At 61.1% G+C, this 17,483-nt stretch carries 16 protein-coding genes and 1 pseudogene; 8 read left to right on the plus strand and 9 right to left on the minus strand.

The features are described from left to right. Positions 1 to 415 (plus strand): IS5 family transposase (locus BM317_RS25575; protein WP_139236070.1); only part of this gene is annotated, 415 nt, incomplete at its 5' end. Further along, a pseudogene (locus tag BM317_RS31265) lies at positions 411 to 506 on the plus strand (bacteriocin immunity protein); the annotation flags it as partial. The gene BM317_RS25575 and the pseudogene BM317_RS31265, both read left to right, overlap by 5 nt. A 42-nt stretch (positions 507 to 548) precedes the next feature. On the opposite strand, the gene BM317_RS25585 reads toward BM317_RS31265, so the two are convergent. Next, positions 549 to 1,136, minus strand: a complete 588-nt coding sequence (locus BM317_RS25585) for an energy transducer TonB (RefSeq protein WP_256574261.1) — start codon at positions 1,134 to 1,136, stop codon at positions 549 to 551. A gap of 340 nt (positions 1,137 to 1,476) precedes the next feature. Between BM317_RS25585 and glpT the strand changes: the two genes are divergently transcribed. Beyond that, positions 1,477 to 2,826 (plus strand): glycerol-3-phosphate transporter, encoded by a 1,350-nt coding sequence (gene glpT, locus BM317_RS25590; RefSeq protein WP_092174724.1) that lies wholly within the window; start codon positions 1,477 to 1,479, stop codon positions 2,824 to 2,826. Here the strand turns inward: glpT and BM317_RS25595 are convergent. From BM317_RS25595 to BM317_RS25620, 6 genes are all read right to left on the minus strand, one after another. Further along, the gene (locus BM317_RS25595; RefSeq protein WP_092174727.1) at positions 2,802 to 3,470 is read right to left on the minus strand and encodes a gamma-glutamylcyclotransferase; all 669 of its coding nucleotides are present in this window, start codon (positions 3,468 to 3,470) and stop codon (positions 2,802 to 2,804) included. The two genes, glpT and BM317_RS25595, sit on opposite strands and share 25 nt — an antisense overlap. Positions 3,471 to 3,816: 346 nt before the next feature. Further along, positions 3,817 to 4,785: a CDP-6-deoxy-delta-3,4-glucoseen reductase gene (locus BM317_RS25600; RefSeq protein ID WP_092203216.1), complete on the minus strand. Its 969-nt coding sequence runs from the start codon at positions 4,783 to 4,785 to the stop codon at positions 3,817 to 3,819. After that, the gene (gene ubiD / locus BM317_RS25605; protein ID WP_092476764.1) at positions 4,785 to 6,251 is read right to left on the minus strand and encodes a 4-hydroxy-3-polyprenylbenzoate decarboxylase; all 1,467 of its coding nucleotides are present in this window, start codon (positions 6,249 to 6,251) and stop codon (positions 4,785 to 4,787) included. Before ubiD ends, BM317_RS25600 begins: the two co-directional genes overlap by 1 nt. 124 nt (positions 6,252 to 6,375) lie before the next feature. After that, positions 6,376 to 7,635, minus strand: a complete 1,260-nt coding sequence (gene rho, locus BM317_RS25610) for a transcription termination factor Rho (protein WP_003206716.1) — start codon at positions 7,633 to 7,635, stop codon at positions 6,376 to 6,378. A 241-nt stretch (positions 7,636 to 7,876) separates the two neighbouring features. Continuing rightward, positions 7,877 to 8,206: a thioredoxin TrxA gene (gene trxA / locus BM317_RS25615; protein ID WP_003206727.1), complete on the minus strand. Its 330-nt coding sequence runs from the start codon at positions 8,204 to 8,206 to the stop codon at positions 7,877 to 7,879. A 121-nt stretch (positions 8,207 to 8,327) separates the two neighbouring features. Next, positions 8,328 to 9,035, minus strand: coding sequence for a FadR/GntR family transcriptional regulator (locus BM317_RS25620; RefSeq protein WP_092203218.1), 708 nt, complete (start codon positions 9,033 to 9,035; stop codon positions 8,328 to 8,330). Between the two features lie 255 nt (positions 9,036 to 9,290). Between BM317_RS25620 and BM317_RS25625 the strand changes: the two genes are divergently transcribed. The 5 genes from BM317_RS25625 (at position 9,291) to ppx (ending at position 13,897) form a co-directional block, all read left to right on the plus strand. After that, on the plus strand, positions 9,291 to 10,076 hold the full coding sequence (locus BM317_RS25625; RefSeq protein ID WP_092174738.1) for a transporter substrate-binding domain-containing protein: 786 nt from the start codon (positions 9,291 to 9,293) through the stop codon (positions 10,074 to 10,076). Between the two features lie 21 nt (positions 10,077 to 10,097). Then, a complete protein-coding gene (locus BM317_RS25630; protein ID WP_092476766.1) occupies positions 10,098 to 10,766 on the plus strand; it encodes an amino acid ABC transporter permease in 669 nt (222 codons plus the stop codon). Then, positions 10,763 to 11,413 (plus strand): amino acid ABC transporter permease, encoded by a 651-nt coding sequence (locus BM317_RS25635; protein WP_053126442.1) that lies wholly within the window; start codon positions 10,763 to 10,765, stop codon positions 11,411 to 11,413. The genes BM317_RS25630 and BM317_RS25635 overlap by 4 nt, the downstream gene beginning before the upstream one ends. Further along, positions 11,400 to 12,134 carry an amino acid ABC transporter ATP-binding protein gene (locus BM317_RS25640; RefSeq protein WP_030138144.1) on the plus strand — a complete coding sequence of 245 codons (735 nt, stop codon included), beginning with the start codon at positions 11,400 to 11,402 and terminating at the stop codon, positions 12,132 to 12,134. Before BM317_RS25635 ends, BM317_RS25640 begins: the two co-directional genes overlap by 14 nt. Before the next feature lie 260 nt (positions 12,135 to 12,394). Then, positions 12,395 to 13,897, plus strand: a complete 1,503-nt coding sequence (gene ppx / locus BM317_RS25645) for an exopolyphosphatase (RefSeq protein ID WP_092174751.1) — start codon at positions 12,395 to 12,397, stop codon at positions 13,895 to 13,897. Between the two features lie 193 nt (positions 13,898 to 14,090). Here ppx and ppk1 read toward each other — a convergent pair whose 3' ends face one another. Both ppk1 and hemB read right to left on the minus strand, forming a co-directional pair. Further along, on the minus strand, positions 14,091 to 16,307 hold the full coding sequence (gene ppk1, locus BM317_RS25650) for a polyphosphate kinase 1 (protein WP_092174755.1): 2,217 nt from the start codon (positions 16,305 to 16,307) through the stop codon (positions 14,091 to 14,093). A gap of 17 nt (positions 16,308 to 16,324) precedes the next feature. Then, positions 16,325 to 17,338: a porphobilinogen synthase gene (gene hemB / locus BM317_RS25655; RefSeq protein ID WP_072405986.1), complete on the minus strand. Its 1,014-nt coding sequence runs from the start codon at positions 17,336 to 17,338 to the stop codon at positions 16,325 to 16,327. Positions 17,339 to 17,483: the final 145 nt, after the last annotated feature.

The following is a 17,483-nucleotide window of genomic DNA, read 5'->3' on the forward strand; positions in this document are numbered from 1 at the left end:
GTTGCGCTTCCTTTCCTCTGGCGGTCAAGCCAGTGACATCAGCTATGCCCAGCCATTGCTGGACAAGGTCGGCATCCCGTCGAGCCAACGTGGGCGCCCGCGAAAACGCTGCAAATGGTTACTTGCTGACAAGGGCTACGACGCCGAGGCACTTCGCCGTTACTGCGACCAATATCGAATGCTGCCCGTCATCCCGCTGCGCTCAATGAAGCGCAAACCCAAACCCGGCTTACCCAGACTGTTTGATAGGCCCAAGTACCGACAACGCAACATCATCGAGCGCATGTTTGGCTGGCTGAAAGAAAACCGCCGCATCGTGACACGCTTCGACAAGCTCGCAAAAAGCTATGCCGCCATGGTCTCGCTGGCTTGCTCCATGCGGTGTTTGCGACATCTCTTTTCGTACAGAGCCTAAACAAGGCCGAGAAGACAGTCCGGAAGGAATCCTGAATGAAATTAAAATCTGGCGAGCAGAAAACGGAAAACCCGGTTTCAAGTCAGAATAAACAAGTAGGGGCATCGCCAACGGCGATGCCCCTACTTGATGGCTAAAGCAACTCGCGAATTTCCTTCGGCAGCATCCGCATATACCGTGCAGCCGGAAAACTCCCGCAACGCTGCACGATAGTAGGCAGGAGCCTGTTGAACCGGGCGATCAAGGCCAAACGCTCCACATCCGGTATCTTTTTCACAAAAAACACATTGGACAAGTAACTGCGGGTGTAACGGAACGGAAGCAAATCCTCTACCCACAGCTGACCCCTGGCATGCGCATTGATGACCGAGCATTTCCAGGTCTTGATCCACTTGTTGGCATCCAGTGGCAAGCCATCCAGGCGGAATTCGAAGGGCACCACGACGTGCGCCTGCGCCGGGCGTTCGTGATCCACCGTCCACGGTTTGAAGCGCCATTGGTTCACGGCCGCCCGTGCGGCCTCGGCGAAATCCGGATGATCACTGTGCAGGATTGCGACTTCATCGACACGACCATCGGCCTGCACCGTGAAGCCGACCCGGACCACACCCACGACGCCCTTCCGGTGCAGGGCCGTCGGGTAGTCCGGCTTGGGATTGTGCTCGGGCACCAACAACACATCCGTCGCGCCGCTCGTAGCGGACAAGCACAACAACAGCATCACGACACACCACCTCATGCCCTCACCCCTCACCTGAATGCCAGACTTGGCAAAGACATAGAGGGTAGAGGCCGCGGCCCTGGGGCTGAATAGCGAGACTTCCCATTTGGGTGAAGGACCTTTCCCACTGTCCTGCCCCCTAGCCACCGATGCACCGCATGAAAAAAGCCTGTGGCGACATTTCCTACAACAGCTTTCGCCAATACCTGAGCGACATGTTCGTTTAAGAACATTCGATCAGAAAAATTTCCCTGTTTAAACGGTAAGAACCAATGCTATTTTCGGTAACGAAACTGTAACATTCGCATCCGCAGTCATAACAAGAACCTGGAGCCCTTGAATGTTTTCTTTCTTTCGCCCTGCCGCCCATCAGGCGTCCCTGCCTGAAGAAAAAATAGACAGCACCTACCGACGCCTTCGCTGGCAGATCTTCGCCGGGATATTCATTGGCTACGCCGGGTATTACCTGCTGCGCAAGAACTTCTCCCTGGCCATGCCGTACCTGATCGACGAGGGCTATACCCGTGGCCAGTTGGGCCTGGCCATGTCCGCTATCGCCATCGCCTACGGGCTGTCGAAGTTCCTGATGGGCCTGGTGTCCGACCGTTCCAACCCGCGTTACTTCCTGCCCTTCGGCTTGTTGGTATCGGCGGGGGTGATGTTCGTGTTCGGTTTCGCGCCCTGGGCAACCTCCAGCGTGACCATGATGTTCATCCTGCTGTTCATCAACGGCTGGGCCCAAGGCATGGGTTGGCCGCCAAGCGGACGGACCATGGTGCACTGGTGGTCGCAGAAGGAACGTGGCGGCGTGGTCTCGGTGTGGAACGTCGCGCACAACGTCGGCGGCGGCCTGATCGGCCCGCTGTTCCTGCTGGGGATGGGCTGGTTCAACGACTGGCACGCGGCATTCTATGTGCCCGCTGCCGTAGCGCTCGCCGTTGCGGTGTTTGCCTTCGTGACCATGCGCGACACGCCGCAATCCGTGGGCCTGCCGCCCATCGAGAAATACAAGAACGACTACCCCGAAGGCTACGACGCGAGCCACGAGAACGAATTCAGCGCCAAGGAAATTTTCGTCAAATACGTGCTGCGCAACAAAATGCTCTGGTACATCGCCATGGCCAACGTCTTCGTCTACCTGCTGCGCTACGGCGTGCTGGACTGGGCACCGACCTACCTCAAGGAAGCCAAGGGCTTCACGGTGGACAAGAGTTCCTGGGCCTACTTCTTCTACGAGTGGGCGGGCATTCCAGGCACGCTGCTGTGTGGCTGGATGTCGGACAAGATCTTCCGTGGCAACCGTGGCCTGACCGGCATGGTGTTCATGGCCCTGGTGACCGTGGCCACGCTGGTGTACTGGCTGAACCCGGCCGGCAACCCGACCGTCGACATGATCGCCCTGGTTTCCATCGGCTTCCTGATCTACGGCCCGGTGATGTTGATCGGTTTGCAAGCATTGGAACTGGCACCGAAGAAAGCCGCCGGTACAGCTGCCGGCTTCACCGGTCTGTTTGGTTACCTGGGTGGCTCGGTCGCGGCCAGCGCCGCCATGGGCTACACCGTGGACCATTTCGGCTGGGACGGTGGCTTTGTGCTGCTGATCGGCGCCTGCCTGCTGGCAATGGCGTTCCTCGCGCCCACGCTGTGGCACAAGCAAATAGCCAGTCAGAGCCGCGAAGTGGTCGCCTGATCCAGCGCTGATTGGCAGCGCTTGAGCCGCGCCTCCAGATTCCGGTCTGGCATGGCGTGGCTGCGCAGGGCGTGGACGGTCTGCTCGACGTAATCGCGAGTGGTGCCGTAACGCCCACAGGCGCTTTCGAACACCTGGCTCAGCACATGGTCCGGCACGTTGCCGGCATAGCTGGGCAGGTGCCGCTCCAGCACAAAACCCAAGGCTTGCACCCGGCTGCCATCCTCGAGACGGCAACTGAGCCAATGCGGACGATAGGACGGGACCGGCATCTCGCGCTGCCACAGGGCAAACAGCGAGTGCTCGAGATTCTCCTCCGGCAATCGGTAGGCGAACCCGCTGCACGAACCGCCGCGGTCCAGCCCGAACACCAGCCCCGGCAACTCAGGGGTGCCGCGGTGTTCGTGGGACCACAGGTACAAACCGCGATGATAACCATGGACCCGACCGCGCATGCGCTCCACCGCCGTGCATTCCGGCCGCCAGATCAATGAACCGTACGCAAACAGCCAGACCGGACCGCCCTGGTGGAGACTCATGGTCAATTGCATCGAGGCGAGCAATTGCTCACGGGTCAGTTGCGGCCCCAGTTCGAGTCGTGGCGGGTACAAGGCACAGGTAATGGCGGATTCGATAGCGGTCATGGCCGGTAGCGGTTGGCTCCTCGCGATTCAAAAAGCTGGATGGCGCGCCGTCATGACACTGACGCTCGGCAGAACCAACGCAAATTGGATGCCATGAATGCTGGGGGCGCTGGCATATACCTTAACGACATCTGGCTTATGGGTTAAATATCGAATAGGCATATGTGCAGATCTATACAGTTGTGGCGAGGGGATTTATCCCCGCTGGGGCGCGAAGCGTCCCAAAAATCCGAGCGCTCGGTGTGTCAGATCAATTGATTTCTGATTTCGAGGGCCGCTTCGCAGCCCAACGGGGATAAATCCCCTCGCCACAAAAGCACCTTAGCCTGGGCTAAATGAGTTCTACTCAAGCCCGAGGCGCATAGGCAAATACATCGGCGCGCATTTGATGGGCGTCCATGCCGGCTTCCACCAGCGCATCGAGCGTGGCGTAGATCATGGCCGGCGAGCCGCTGGCATAGACGTGCACGCCGGAAAGATCGCTGAGGTCCTCGCACACCGCTTCATGGAGCATCCCGCAGCGCCCTTCCCAGCCGCACAAGTCGCTGACGACTTTGTGCAGGAACAGGTTCGGCAGCTTTTTCCATTCGTCCCAGTGCTCGATTTCATAGAAATCGTCCGGTCGCCGCACGCCCCAGTACAGATGCACCGGGTGCTTGAAGCCCGCGGCGCGGCAATGCTCGATCAGGCTGTGCATCTGCGCCATGCCGGTTCCGGCGGCGATCAGCACCAACGGTCCGTCCGGCAGCTCGGACAAATGCGTATCGCCAAAAGGCATTTCGACGCGCACGCTGGGGTTGCGTTGCAGTTGCTCCAACAGCGCCTGTGCACTGCTTTCGCGCACCAACACATGCAACTGCAGCTCACGCCCGGAATGCGGCGCCGAGGCCAGGGAGAACGCCGATTTTTCGCCGTTTTCCCGCTCAATCATCAGGTACTGCCCGGCGTGATAGCGCGGTGGCTTGCCCGCTGGCGCCCGCAAGCGCACTCGCCAGACATCGCCGCCCACCTCGGCGCACTCGATCACCTGGCACGCCAGGTTGCGTACCGGTAGCTCACCTGGCGAGAGCACGCCGTCCCACAACACCACGCAATCCTCCAACGGCTCGGCGATGCACGTGAAAATCTCACCGTGGTCACGCACCTCGCCCGCCTGCTCCACACGGCCTTCCACCAACAACGCACCACAGACGTGGCAATTGCCGTTGCGACAGCTTTGCGGACATTCATAGCCCAGCCGCCGCGCGCCATCGAGAATCCGCTCGGCGGGCCGTATCTCCAGCACCGCTCCGGAAGGCTGCAAGGTTACACGCATCAATCTATTCCTAACTGATTCCAGATGGCATCGATCCGTTGGGTAACGGCTTCATCCTTGACGATAACCCGGCCCCACTCGCGAGTGGTTTCACCGGGCCATTTATGCGTGGCATCGAGCCCCATCTTCGACCCCAGGCCAGACACCGGCGAGGCGAAGTCGAGGTAGTCGATCGGCGTATTCTCGATCATCACCGTGTCGCGCTTGGGGTCCATGCGCGTGGTGATGGCCCAGATCACGTCGTTCCAGTCCCGTGCGTTGATATCGTCGTCGGTGACGATAACGAACTTGGTGTACATGAACTGTCGCAAAAACGACCAGACCCCCAGCATGACCCGCTTGGCATGCCCCGGATACGACTTCTTCATGGTCACCACGGCCATGCGATACGAACAACCTTCCGGCGGCAAATAGAAATCGGTGATTTCCGGAAACTGCTTCTGCAGGATCGGCACGAACACTTCGTTCAGCGCCACGCCGAGAATGGCCGGCTCATCGGGTGGACGGCCGGTGTAGGTGCTGTGGTAGATCGGCTTGATCCGGTGAGTGATGCGCTCGACGGTGAACACCGGGAAGCTGTCGACTTCGTTGTAATAGCCGGTGTGGTCGCCGTACGGACCTTCATCGGCCATTTCGCCGGGATGGATCACACCTTCAAGAATGATCTCGGCGGTGGCCGGAACTTGCAGGTCATTGCCACGGCATTTCACCAGCTCGGTACGATTGCCCCGCAACAGGCCGGCGAACGCGTATTCGGAAAGGCTGTCGGGCACGGGCGTGACGGCGCCGAGGATGGTCGCCGGGTCCGCGCCCAGGGCCACCGACACCGGGAAGGGCTGGCCGGGGTGTTTTTCACACCACTCACGGTAGTCCAATGCACCGCCGCGATGACTCAGCCAGCGCATGATGACCTTGTTGCGGCCAATCACCTGCTGACGGTAGATGCCCAGGTTCTGGCGGTCCTTGTTCGGGCCTTTGGTGACGGTCAGGCCCCAGGTGATCAGCGGCCCCACGTCGCCCGGCCAGCAGGTCTGTACCGGCAGCATGGCCAAGTCGACGTCGTCACCCTCGATGAGCACTTCCTGGCAGATCGCGTCCTTGACGACTTTCGGCGCCATGGCAATGATCTTGCGGAAAATCGGCAGCTTGGACCAAGCGTCCTTCAGGCCTTTCGGCGGCTCGGGCTCCTTGAGGAAGGCCAGCAGCTTGCCGATCTCACGCAATTCGCTGACGGCTTCGGCGCCCATGCCCAGGGCAACGCGCTCCGGCGTACCGAACAGGTTGCCCAGCACTGGAATGTCGTACCCCGTCGGGTTTTCGAACAGCAGCGCCGGGCCTTTCGCACGCAGGGTGCGGTCGCAGACCTCGGTCATTTCCAGGACAGGAGACACCGGCACCTGGATGCGCTTGAGTTCGCCGCGCTGTTCCAGCCCGCTGATAAAGTCGCGCAAGTCGCGATACTGCATGCAAAAGCCTCATGGTGGCCGTGGCGTTCGGGGGCCCGAGTTTAACGCCGCCCGTCCAGAATAGTGAATGCACAGATAGCAAAAAGCCGGGTTTCCCCGGCTCTTGCTGGCCTGTCTTGGCGATTTACTTGCGTTTCATCGACAGGAAGAACTCATCGTTGGTCTTGGTCGTTTTCAACTTGTCGACCAGGAACTCGATGGCGGCGACTTCATCCATCGGATGCAGCAGCTTGCGCAGGATCCACATGCGCTGCAACTCGTCGTCGGCGGTCAGCAACTCTTCGCGGCGCGTGCCGGAACGGTTGATGTTGATGGCCGGGAAGACACGCTTCTCGGCGATACGACGATCCAGAGGCAGCTCCATGTTACCGGTGCCCTTGAATTCCTCGTAGATCACTTCGTCCATCTTCGAACCGGTTTCAACCAGTGCGGTGGCGATGATGGTCAGCGAACCGCCTTCCTCGATGTTCCGCGCGGCGCCGAAGAAACGCTTCGGTTTTTCCAGCGCGTGGGCATCGACACCACCGGTCAGCACCTTGCCGGAGCTCGGGATCACGGTGTTGTAGGCACGGGCCAGACGGGTGATGGAGTCCAGCAGGATCACCACGTCTTTCTTGTGTTCGACCAGGCGCTTGGCCTTCTCGATCACCATTTCGGCAACCTGCACGTGGCGGGTTGGCGGCTCGTCGAACGTCGAGGCGACCACTTCGCCGCGCACGGTGCGCTGCATCTCGGTCACTTCTTCCGGACGTTCATCGATCAGCAGCACGATCAGGTGAACTTCAGGGTTGTTACGGGCGATGTTGGCCGCGATGTTCTGCAGCATGATCGTCTTGCCCGCTTTCGGCGGCGCCACGATCAGGCCACGCTGGCCCTTGCCGATGGGTGCGCACAGGTCGATCACGCGACCGGTGAGGTCTTCGGTGGAACCGTTGCCGGCTTCCATCTTCATGCGCACGGTCGGGAACAGCGGGGTCAGGTTCTCGAAGAGAATCTTGTTCTTCGCGTTTTCCGGACGATCGAAGTTGATCGTGTCGACCTTGAGCAAGGCGAAATAACGCTCGCCTTCCTTCGGAGGGCGGATCTTGCCAACGATGGTGTCACCGGTGCGCAAGTTGAAGCGACGGATCTGGCTCGGCGAGACGTAGATATCGTCCGGGCCGGCGAGATAGGAAGCGTCTGCGGAGCGAAGGAAGCCGAAGCCGTCCTGGAGAATCTCCAGCACGCCATCACCGGAGATTTCCTCGCCGCTTTTTGCGTGCTTCTTGAGCAGGGAGAAAATCACGTCCTGCTTGCGCGAACGGGCCATATTTTCTATGCCCATCTGTTCGGCCAATTCGAGCAGTTCGGTAATCGGCTTTTGCTTGAGTTCAGTCAGATTCATATAGGAATGACGTAATCATTTATGGAGGGGGGAAATTAAGCTTTTGGCTTAATGAGGCCGCGCCGCAGAGAAGGCGACAGGATCGCGTACTTATTCGAAAGGAGAGCGTCGGCGACGGCTTGCAGGGGGCAATGGAGAAACCAGTGCGGGGCCGAATGTACCACCTGGGTTTGCAAGCGTCTAGCCCTGGATAACGAAAAAGCCCCGCGATTTGCGGGGCTTTTTCAGTGGCATTCGGCGCTTAGATGTTGGCGTCGAGGAAAGCAGCCAGTTGCGACTTCGACAACGCACCGACCTTGGTGGCTTCGACGTTGCCGTTCTTGAACAGCATCAGGGTCGGGATACCACGCACGCCGTGCTTGGCCGGAGTCTCTTGGTTTTCGTCGATGTTCAGCTTGGCAACGGTCAGCTTGCCCTTGTAGGTCTCGGCAATCTCGTCCAGGACTGGGGCGATCATTTTGCAGGGACCGCACCACTCAGCCCAATAGTCGACCAGTACCGCGCCTTCGGCCTTGAGTACGTCAGCTTCGAAGCTAGCGTCGCTAACGTGTTTGATCAGATCGCTGCTCATGGAAATCTCCGGGGTCATCAGCAAAAAAACGTGGCCCATCATAGCGGCCCTTCCCGGGTTCAGGAAGCCGCAGTTGATTGAGTCTCGCTATGGCGCAAGATGTATTTGAGTATGGCCCGGCTCATGAAGCCGTGGGGGCGACGAACGAAATCCCGGTACGCAGCGCAGCGTTACGTACATGTTCCTGCATGGCTTTTTGCGCGGCAGCAGAAGCCCGACGGGCCAGGGCGCGAAGGATCTTGCGGTGCTCTTGCCAGGTTTCCATCGCCCGCTCCGCCCGGATGAACGGTAGTTTCTGGCTTTCCAGGAAGATGTCGGCGCTGGCGGTAAGGATGCTCAGCATCGCCTGGTTGCCGCTGGCCAGCAGGATTCGCCGATGGAATTCGAAATCCAGCCGCGCGGCGGCGTCGAAATCGCCGACCTTCAGCTCCCGGCGCATGGCTTCGACATTGTCTTGCAACCGGTCGAGTTCATCGGCGCTGAGCGTCACCGCCGCCAACCCCGCCGCGAAACCCTCCAGGGCGTAGCGCAACTGGAAGATGTCCACCGGCGAAGCCTGGGCCGCGAACGGCCAACCCGGCGCCGACTCGTTGCGCGGGGCCTCTACCGGCGCCTGCACGAACACCCCCTTGCCCGGCTGCACGCTGATCATGCCCAAGGCACTCAGCGAGGACAGCGCTTCGCGCAACGACGCCCGGCTCACGCCCAACTGCAGCGCCAGGTCCCGTTGCGACGGCAACGCATCGCCTGGACCGAAGCCTTCATCGACGATCAGTTTGCGGATGGCTTGCAGGGCCACTTCAGGAACGGCACGAGCGATGGAATTCATGGTTTTTTCAGACGAACCGGGCCAGTGAGCGGCTAGTTGTAAAGCTATTCGCCGCGCCCGGCAAGTCGTGCCCCAGCAGGGTTCGGCGACAAATGCCGACGCCCGATAACGGTGCGAAACACGACGCAACTGTTCAGACCAGTAAGACCGCTGCCCACCAGCAAAACCGTGGCTTTGGCCGATTAAAAGTGGCCTTGGCATGGCCTGTGCTCTGTCCGAACGCAGAAATCACATCACCGATTGCGGAGATTCGCCATGATTCAGCGTTGCAGCGTCCTGCTCACAGCCCTGTTTGCCAGCCTGATGCTTTGCCAGTTGCCCGCCCACGCCGATGGCCTGGAAGACGTGGTCAAGCGTGGCACCCTCAAGGTCGCCGTACCCCAGGACTTCCCGCCATTCGGTTCGGTGGGCCCGGACATGAAACCCCGCGGCCTGGACATCGACACCGCAAAATTGCTGGCCGACCAGCTCAAGGTCAAGCTTGAACTGACGCCGGTCAACAGCACCAACCGCATCCCCTTCCTGACCACTGGCAAGGTCGACCTGGTGATTTCCAGCCTGGGCAAGAACCCGGAGCGGGAAAAAGTCATCGACTTCTCCAGTGCCTATGCGCCGTTCTACCTGGCCGTGTTCGGCCCGCCTGATGCCGCCATCAACACCCTGGACGACCTCAAGGGCAAGACCATCAGCGTCACCCGTGGCGCCATCGAAGACATCGAGTTGACCAAGGTCGCCCCCGAAGGCACCACCATCAAGCGCTTCGAAGACAACAACTCGACCATCGCCGCCTACCTGGCCGGCCAGGTGGACCTGATCGCCAGCGGCAACGTGGTGATGGTCGCCATCAGCGAACGCAACCCCAAGCGTGTTCCGGCGCTGAAGGTGAAGCTCAAGGACTCGCCGGTGTACGTGGGTGTGAACAAGAACGAGCCGGCGCTGCTGGACAAGGTCAACCAGATCCTGGCCACCGCCAAGACCGATGGCAGCCTGGAGAAGAATTCCCAGACCTGGCTCAAGCAGCCGCTGCCGGCCGATCTCTGACCGTCGCTTGAGAGGCTGAGCATGGCTTATCAGTTCGATTTTCTACCGGTGGTGCAAAACACCGAGCTGCTGCTGCGCGGTGCGCTGTTCACCCTGGAACTGACGGCCATCGGCACGTTGCTCGGGGTCGGCCTGGGCATCGTCGGGGCCGTGGTGCGGGCCTGGAACATTCGTCCGTTCGCGGCGTTCTTCGGTGTGTACGTGGAATTGATCCGCAACACGCCGTTCCTGGTGCAGTTGTTTTTCATCTTCTTCGGCTTGCCGTCCCTGGGCCTGCAGATTTCCGAATGGCAGGCGGCGGTGCTGGCGATGGTGATCAACCTCGGCGCCTACTCCACCGAGATCATCCGCGCCGGTATCCAGGCGATCCCGCGGGGGCAACTGGAAGCGGCCGCGGCCCTGGCCATGAGCCGCTTCGAGGCCTTCCGCCACGTGGTGCTGCTGCCGGCATTGGGCAAGGTCTGGCCGGCCCTGAGCAGCCAGATCATCATCGTGATGCTCGGCTCGGCGGTCTGTTCGCAGATCGCCACCGAAGAGTTGAGCTTTGCCGCCAACTTCATCCAGTCGCGCAACTTCCGCGCGTTCGAAACCTACGCGCTGACCACGCTGATCTATTTGTGCATGGCGCTGCTGATCCGCCAGTTCCTGAACTGGGTGGGGCGCCGCTACATTGCCAGGAGCGGCCAATGAGCGATTTCACTTTCTGGGACGTGGTGCGCAACCTGCTCACCGGCCTGCAATGGACCCTGGCGCTGTCGCTGGTGGCGTTTATCGGCGGCGGCGTAATCGGCCTGCTGGTGATGGTGCTGCGCATCTCCAAAAGCGCCCTGCCCCGCAACATCGCCCGCACCTACATCGAGCTGTTCCAGGGCACGCCGCTGTTGATGCAACTGTTCCTGGTGTTCTTCGGCGTGGCCCTGGCCGGCGTGGAGATTTCGCCGTGGATGGCGGCGGCCATTGCCCTGACGCTGTTCACCAGTGCCTACCTGGCGGAGATCTGGCGCGGTTGTGTCGACTCGATTTCCAACGGCCAGTGGGAAGCCTCGGCGAGCCTGGCCCTCAACCCGCTGGAGCAGTTGCGCTACGTGATCCTGCCCCAGGCCCTGCGCATCGCCGTGGCGCCGACCGTGGGCTTTTCCGTGCAGGTGGTCAAAGGCACCGCCGTGACTTCGATCATTGGCTTTACCGAACTGACCAAGACCGGCGGCATGCTCGCCAACGCCACGTTCGAGCCGTTCATGGTCTATGGCCTGGTCGCCCTCGGTTATTTCCTGCTCTGCTACCCCTTGTCCCTCAGTGCGCGCTACCTGGAAAGGAGACTGCATGCCTCTGCTTAGAATTACCGCCCTGCATAAATACTACGGCGATCATCACGTGCTCAAAGGCATCGACCTGAGCGTCGAGGAAGGCCAGGTGGTGGCGATTATCGGCCGCAGTGGCTCGGGCAAATCCACCTTGCTGCGCACCCTCAATGGCCTGGAGTCGATCAACGACGGCGTGATCGAAGTCGACGGCGAATACCTCGATGCCGCCCGCGCCGACCTGCGCAGCCTGCGACAGAAAGTCGGAATGGTGTTCCAGCAATTCAACCTGTTCCCGCACCTGACGGTGGGCGAGAACGTGATGCTCGCGCCGCAAGTTGTTCAAAAAGTGCCCAAGGCCAAGGCGGCCGAGCTGGCGCGACAGATGCTGGAACGGGTCGGGCTTGGGGAGAAATTCGATGCCTTCCCCGACCGGTTGTCCGGCGGCCAGCAGCAACGGGTGGCGATTGCCCGCGCGCTGGCGATGTCGCCGAAAGTGCTGCTGTGCGACGAAATCACCTCGGCCCTGGACCCGGAACTGGTCAATGAAGTGCTCAGCGTCGTGCGGCAACTGGCCAAGGAAGGCATGACGCTGATCATGGTCACCCACGAAATGCGTTTCGCCCGGGAAGTGGGCGACAAACTGGTGTTCATGCACCAAGGCAAGGTGCATGAGGTGGGTGATCCCAAGGTGCTGTTCGCCGATCCGCAGACCGCGGAGCTGGCGAACTTCATCGGGACCGTCGAGCCGGCCTGATTTTCTCAGCCAAGGAACACTCTGTGGCGAGGGGATTTATCCCCGTTGGGCTGCGAAGCGGCCCCCAAACCAGGCAACTCGGCGTGCCAGGATGATTGAGTTCACAGCTTTAGGGCTGCTGCGCGGCCCAGCGGGGATAAATCCCCTCGCCACAAGAGCACCCTGCAAGCTGCTCTGGCTCAAGGGTTTGGTTCAGGTGCGTTGGCGTAAGCGGTCGATCGTGGCAGGATGGCGAGGTTATCGACCGAGACTTTTTGACCATGCCGCAATCCCAAGCCAAGAATCTGTCCCTGATCGCCGCCATCGACCTGGGCTCCAACAGCTTCCACATGGTCGTCGCCAAGGCCCAGAACGGGGAAATCCGCATTCTTGAGCGGCTCGGCGAAAAGGTCCAACTGGCCGCCGGCATCGACGAAGAACGCCAGCTGAGCGAAGAATCCATCCAGCGCGGGCTCGATTGCCTCAAGCGGTTTGCCCAACTGATCAACGGCATGCCCCTGGGCGCGGTGCGGATCGTCGGCACCAACGCCCTGCGCGAGGCGCGCAACCGTGGCGAATTCATCCGTCGCGCCGAAGAGATCCTCGGCCATCCGGTGGAAGTCATCTCCGGTCGTGAAGAAGCCCGCCTGATCTACCTTGGCGTCTCCCACACCCTGGCCGACACCCCGGGCAAGCGCCTGGTGGCGGACATCGGTGGTGGCAGTACCGAATTCATCATCGGCCAGCGCTTCGAACCGCTGTTGCGCGAAAGCCTGCAGATGGGCTGCGTCAGCTATACCCAGCGTTATTTCCGCGACGGCAAGATCACCCCGGCCCGCTACGCCCAGGCCTACACCGCGGCGCGCCTGGAAATCATGAGTATCGAACACGCCCTGCACCGCCTGACCTGGGACGAAGCCATCGGCTCCTCCGGGACCATTCGCGCCATCGGCCTGGCGCTCAAGGCTGGCGGCCACGGTACTGGCGAGGTCAACGCCGAAGGCCTGGCCTGGCTCAAGCGCAGGGTGTTCAAGCTCGGTGAAGCGGACAAGATCGATTTCGAAGGCATCAAGCCCGACCGCCGGGCGATTTTCCCGGCGGGCCTGGCGATCCTCGAAGCGATTTTCGACGCCCTCGAACTGCAGCGCATGGACCACTGCGAGGGCGCTCTGCGCGAAGGCGTGCTCTACGACCTGCTGGGGCGTCATCATCACGAAGACGTGCGTGAACGCACCCTGGGCTCGCTCATGGAGCGTTATCACGTCGACCTGGAGCAGGCCGCACGGGTCGAACGCAAGGCACTGCATGCCTTCGACCAGGTGGCCGATGACTGGGACTTGAACGACGGGGTCTGGCGCGAACTGCTGGGCTGGGCCGCCAAGGTCCATGAAGTGGGCCTGGACATTGCCCACTATCACTACCACAAGCATGGCGCCTACCTGATCGAGCACTCCGACCTGGCGGGCTTCTCCCGGGAAGACCAGCAGATGCTCGCGCTATTGGTGCGCGGCCATCGGCGCAACATTCCCAAGGATAAATTCGCCGAGTTCGGCGATGACGGCATCAAGCTGATTCGCCTGTGCGTGCTGCTGCGCTTTGCGATCCTGTTCCACCACATCCGTGGCACCCAGGAAATGCCCCAGGTCGCCCTGCATGCCGACGGCGATCAACTGGACGTGATGTTCCCCGACGGGTGGCTGGAAGAAAACCAACTGACCCAGGCCGACTTCGCCCAGGAAGCCGAGTGGCTGACACGGGTCGGGATTGTGCTGAACATTCACTGAGCCCCGCTACAACACAGATCTATTGTGGCGAGGGGATTTATCCCCGTTGGGCCGCGAAGCGGCCCCAAAGAGTTGGAAGGTAATCAACCTGACACAACTGGCTGGCAGGTTTCAGGGCTGCTTCGCAGCCCAGCGGGGATAAATCCCCTCGCCACAGATATCCTTAAACCATCAGAACTGCATCACCCCAACCTTAACGAACCGCCAACACCGGGCTGCTCAAGCGCTCGAGCAATGTCGCCTGGGCGCTGCGCGGGTTCTGGTTGCCGGTCGGCGTGTTGCGGATGTAACGGCCATCCGACTGCAGGCTCCAGCTGTGGGTGTTGTCGGTGAGGTAGCTTTCCAACTCTTTCTTGACCCGCAGAATCAGCTTCTTGCCTTCCACCGGGAAGCAGGTCTCGACCCGCTTGTCGAGGTTGCGCTCCATCCAGTCGGCACTGGACAGGAACATCTGCTCCTCCCCGCCGTTGAGGAAGTAGAACACCCGGGTATGCTCCAGGAACCGCCCGATGATCGAGCGTACATGGATGTTGTGGGACACCCCCGGGATGCCCGGCCGCAGGCAGCACATGCCCCGCACCACCAGGTCGATGCGCACGCCCGACTGGCTGGCCTTGTACAACGCGCGGATGATCTTCGGATCGGTCAGCGAATTGAACTTGGCAATGATGTGGGCCGGCTTGCCGTCCAGGGCGAACTGCGTCTCCCGGGCGATCATGTCGAGCATGCCCTTTTTCAAGGTGAACGGCGCGTGCAGCAGTTTCTTCATGCGCAGGGTCTTGCCCATGCCGATCAACTGGCTGAACAGCTTGCCGACGTCTTCGCACAAGGCATCGTCGGAGGTCAGCAGGCTGTAGTCGGTGTACAGGCGGGCGTTGGCGGCGTGGTAGTTGCCGGTGCCCAAGTGGGCGTAACGCACGATCTCACCGGCCTCACGGCGCAGGATGAGCATCATCTTGGCGTGGGTCTTGAAGCCGACCACGCCATAGATCACCACCGCGCCGGCCGCTTGCAGGCGGCTGGCCAGTTGCAGGTTGGATTCTTCGTCGAAGCGGGCGCGCAATTCGATCACCGCGGTGACTTCCTTGCCGTTTCGCGCCGCATCCACCAGGGCATCGACGATTTCCGAGTTGGCGCCGCTGCGGTACAGGGTCTGGCGCACCGCCAGGACGTGAGGGTCCTTGGCGGCCTGGCGCAGCAGGTCGACCACCGGCGTGAACGACTCGAACGGGTGCAACAGCAGGATGTCCTGCTTGCTGATCACGCTGAAAATGTTCTCGCTGTTTTGCAACAGTTTCGGGATCTGCGGCGTGAACGGCAGGTATTGCAGTTCCGGGTGACTGTCCAGGCCGGTGATGCTGAACAGTCGGGTCAGGTTGACCGGACCGTTGACCTGATACAGCTCGGTCTCGTGCAGGTTGAACTGCTTGAGCAGGTAGTCGGACAGGTGTTTCGGGCAGGTGTCGGCCACCTCCAGGCGCACCGCATCGCCGTAGCGACGGGAGAACAGCTCGCCGCGCAGGGCGCGGGCCAGGTCTTCGACGTCCTCGGTGTCCACCGACAGGTCGGCGTTACGCGTCAGGCGGAACTGATAGCAGCCCTTCACCTTCATGCCCTGGAACAGGTCATCGGCGTGGGCGTGGATCATCGACGACAGGAACACATAATTGTCGCCGGGGCCGCCGACATCTTCCGGCACACGGATGATGCGCGGCAACAGGCGCGGCGCCGGAATGATCGCCAGGCCGGAATCGCGACCGAAGGCGTCGATGCCCTCCAGTTCGACGATGAAGTTCAGGCTCTTGTTGACCAGCAGCGGGAACGGGTGCGTCGGATCGAGACCGATCGGCGTGATGATCGGCGCGATCTCGTCGCGGAAATAGCGGCGCACCCAGGTCTTGATCTTGGTGTTCCAGTAGCGCCGGCGGATGAAGCGCACCTGGTGCTTTTCCAGCTCCGGCAACAGGATGTCGTTGAGGATCGCGTATTGCCGGTCCACATGGCCGTGGACCAGCTCGCTGATGCGAGCCAGGGCCTGGTGCGGTTGCAAGCCGTCGGCACCCGCCTGTTCACGGGCGAAGGTGATCTGTTTCTTCAGGCCGGCGACGCGGATTTCGAAGAACTCATCCAGGTTGCTGGAAAAGATCAGCAGGAATTTCAGCCGTTCCAACAGCGGATAGGACTCGTCCAGCGCCTGCTCCAGCACGCGGATGTTGAACTGCAGTTGCGACAGCTCGCGATGGATGTACAGGCTGCTGTCATCCAGGTTCGGAACGGCAATCGCCGGTGCCGGAGCGGGCTCGATGACGGCCGGGGGAGCGGGCTCCAGCTCCGGCGGTGTTTCGGCAACTTGCTCGACCACGGGTTGAGCGTCTTTTACGGCAACTTCGGAGAGTCCTTCGGTATTCATCGCAAGTTCCTGGGAGGCTATTTCTGCTCTCGTAACAATTGGGCGGCGCGCACGGCAAAGTAAGTCAGGATGCCATCGGCACCTGCGCGTTTGAAAGCGGTCAAGGACTCCAGGATCACCCCTTCGCCCAACCAACCGTTCTGGATCGCGGCCATGTGCATGGCGTACTCGCCGCTGACCTGATAAACAAAGGTCGGCACTTTGAATTCGTCTTTGACCCGGCAAAGAATGTCGAGGTAGGGCATGCCAGGCTTGACCATGACCATGTCTGCCCCCTCTGACAAGTCAGCCGCCACTTCGTGCAAGGCTTCCTGACTGTTGGCCGGGTCCATCTGATAAGAGGCCTTGTTGGCCTTGCCCAGGTTCAGGGCCGAGCCGACCGCATCGCGGAACGGGCCGTAATAGGCGCTGGCGTACTTGGCCGAATAGGCCATGATCCGCACGTTGACGTGACCGGCCACCTCGAGGGCTTCGCGGATCGCCTGGATGCGCCCGTCCATCATGTCCGAGGGGGCCACCACCTGGGCACCGGCCTCGGCGTGGGACAGCGCCTGCCTGACCAGTGCATCGACGGTAATGTCGTTCTGCACGTAGCCCTCTTCATCGAGGATGCCGTCCTGCCCGTGGGTGGTGAACGGGTCCAGCGCCACGTCGGTGATCACCCCCAGCTCCGGGAAACGCGCACGCAGGGCACGGGTGGCACGCTGGGCAATGCCCTCCGGGTTCCAGGCCTCGGCAGCGTCCAGGGACTTGAGGGCCGGCGGGGTCACCGGGAACAGGGCCAGCGCCGGAATGCCCAGCTCGACCCAGTGGGCGGCTTCTTCGAGCAGCAGGTCGATGGTCAGGCGTTCCACCCCGGGCATCGACGCCACCGCTTCGCGACGGTTCTCACCGTCCAGCACGAATACCGGCAGGATCAGGTCATCGGTGGTCAGCACGTTTTCACGCACCAGCCGACGAGAGAACTCATCACGGCGGTTGCGACGCAGGCGGGTAGCAGGGAACAGACGATTGGCGGGGGTAAAGCTCACGGCAGACTCCTGAGCCCGCAGACGGGCGAGCGTGACAGTTATAAGCGGACATTATGACGAACGTGTGACAGTTGTGCTAAGGCGCGACCGGTAGTCGCAGTCATTGTCTTCTGTAGGAATTGTTCACGTCGAGACACATTTCGAT

The sequence above is a fragment of the Pseudomonas sp. NFACC24-1 genome (assembly GCF_900115235.1).
In the GTDB taxonomy this organism is placed as follows: domain Bacteria; phylum Pseudomonadota; class Gammaproteobacteria; order Pseudomonadales; family Pseudomonadaceae; genus Aquipseudomonas; species Aquipseudomonas fluorescens_AA.

What these genes read in the sequence shown, in the direction of transcription:
- BM317_RS25585 (WP_256574261.1), bottom strand. Translation starts at nt 1,136, where the DNA reads ATGCTGTTGTTGTGCTTGTCCGCTACGAGCGGCGCGACGGATGTGTTG.
- ppx (WP_092174751.1), top strand. Translation starts at nt 12,395, where the DNA reads ATGCCGCAATCCCAAGCCAAGAATCTGTCCCTGATCGCCGCCATCGAC.
- BM317_RS25640 (WP_030138144.1), top strand. Translation starts at nt 11,400, where the DNA reads ATGCCTCTGCTTAGAATTACCGCCCTGCATAAATACTACGGCGATCAT.
- glpT (WP_092174724.1), top strand. Translation starts at nt 1,477, where the DNA reads ATGTTTTCTTTCTTTCGCCCTGCCGCCCATCAGGCGTCCCTGCCTGAA.
- BM317_RS25600 (WP_092203216.1), bottom strand. Translation starts at nt 4,785, where the DNA reads ATGCGTGTAACCTTGCAGCCTTCCGGAGCGGTGCTGGAGATACGGCCC.
- BM317_RS25625 (WP_092174738.1), top strand. Translation starts at nt 9,291, where the DNA reads ATGATTCAGCGTTGCAGCGTCCTGCTCACAGCCCTGTTTGCCAGCCTG.
- rho (WP_003206716.1), bottom strand. Translation starts at nt 7,635, where the DNA reads ATGAATCTGACTGAACTCAAGCAAAAGCCGATTACCGAACTGCTCGAA.
- ubiD (WP_092476764.1), bottom strand. Translation starts at nt 6,251, where the DNA reads ATGCAGTATCGCGACTTGCGCGACTTTATCAGCGGGCTGGAACAGCGC.
- ppk1 (WP_092174755.1), bottom strand. Translation starts at nt 16,307, where the DNA reads ATGAATACCGAAGGACTCTCCGAAGTTGCCGTAAAAGACGCTCAACCC.
- BM317_RS25620 (WP_092203218.1), bottom strand. Translation starts at nt 9,035, where the DNA reads ATGAATTCCATCGCTCGTGCCGTTCCTGAAGTGGCCCTGCAAGCCATC.
- BM317_RS25630 (WP_092476766.1), top strand. Translation starts at nt 10,098, where the DNA reads ATGGCTTATCAGTTCGATTTTCTACCGGTGGTGCAAAACACCGAGCTG.
- trxA (WP_003206727.1), bottom strand. Translation starts at nt 8,206, where the DNA reads ATGAGCAGCGATCTGATCAAACACGTTAGCGACGCTAGCTTCGAAGCT.
- BM317_RS25595 (WP_092174727.1), bottom strand. Translation starts at nt 3,470, where the DNA reads ATGACCGCTATCGAATCCGCCATTACCTGTGCCTTGTACCCGCCACGA.
- BM317_RS25635 (WP_053126442.1), top strand. Translation starts at nt 10,763, where the DNA reads ATGAGCGATTTCACTTTCTGGGACGTGGTGCGCAACCTGCTCACCGGC.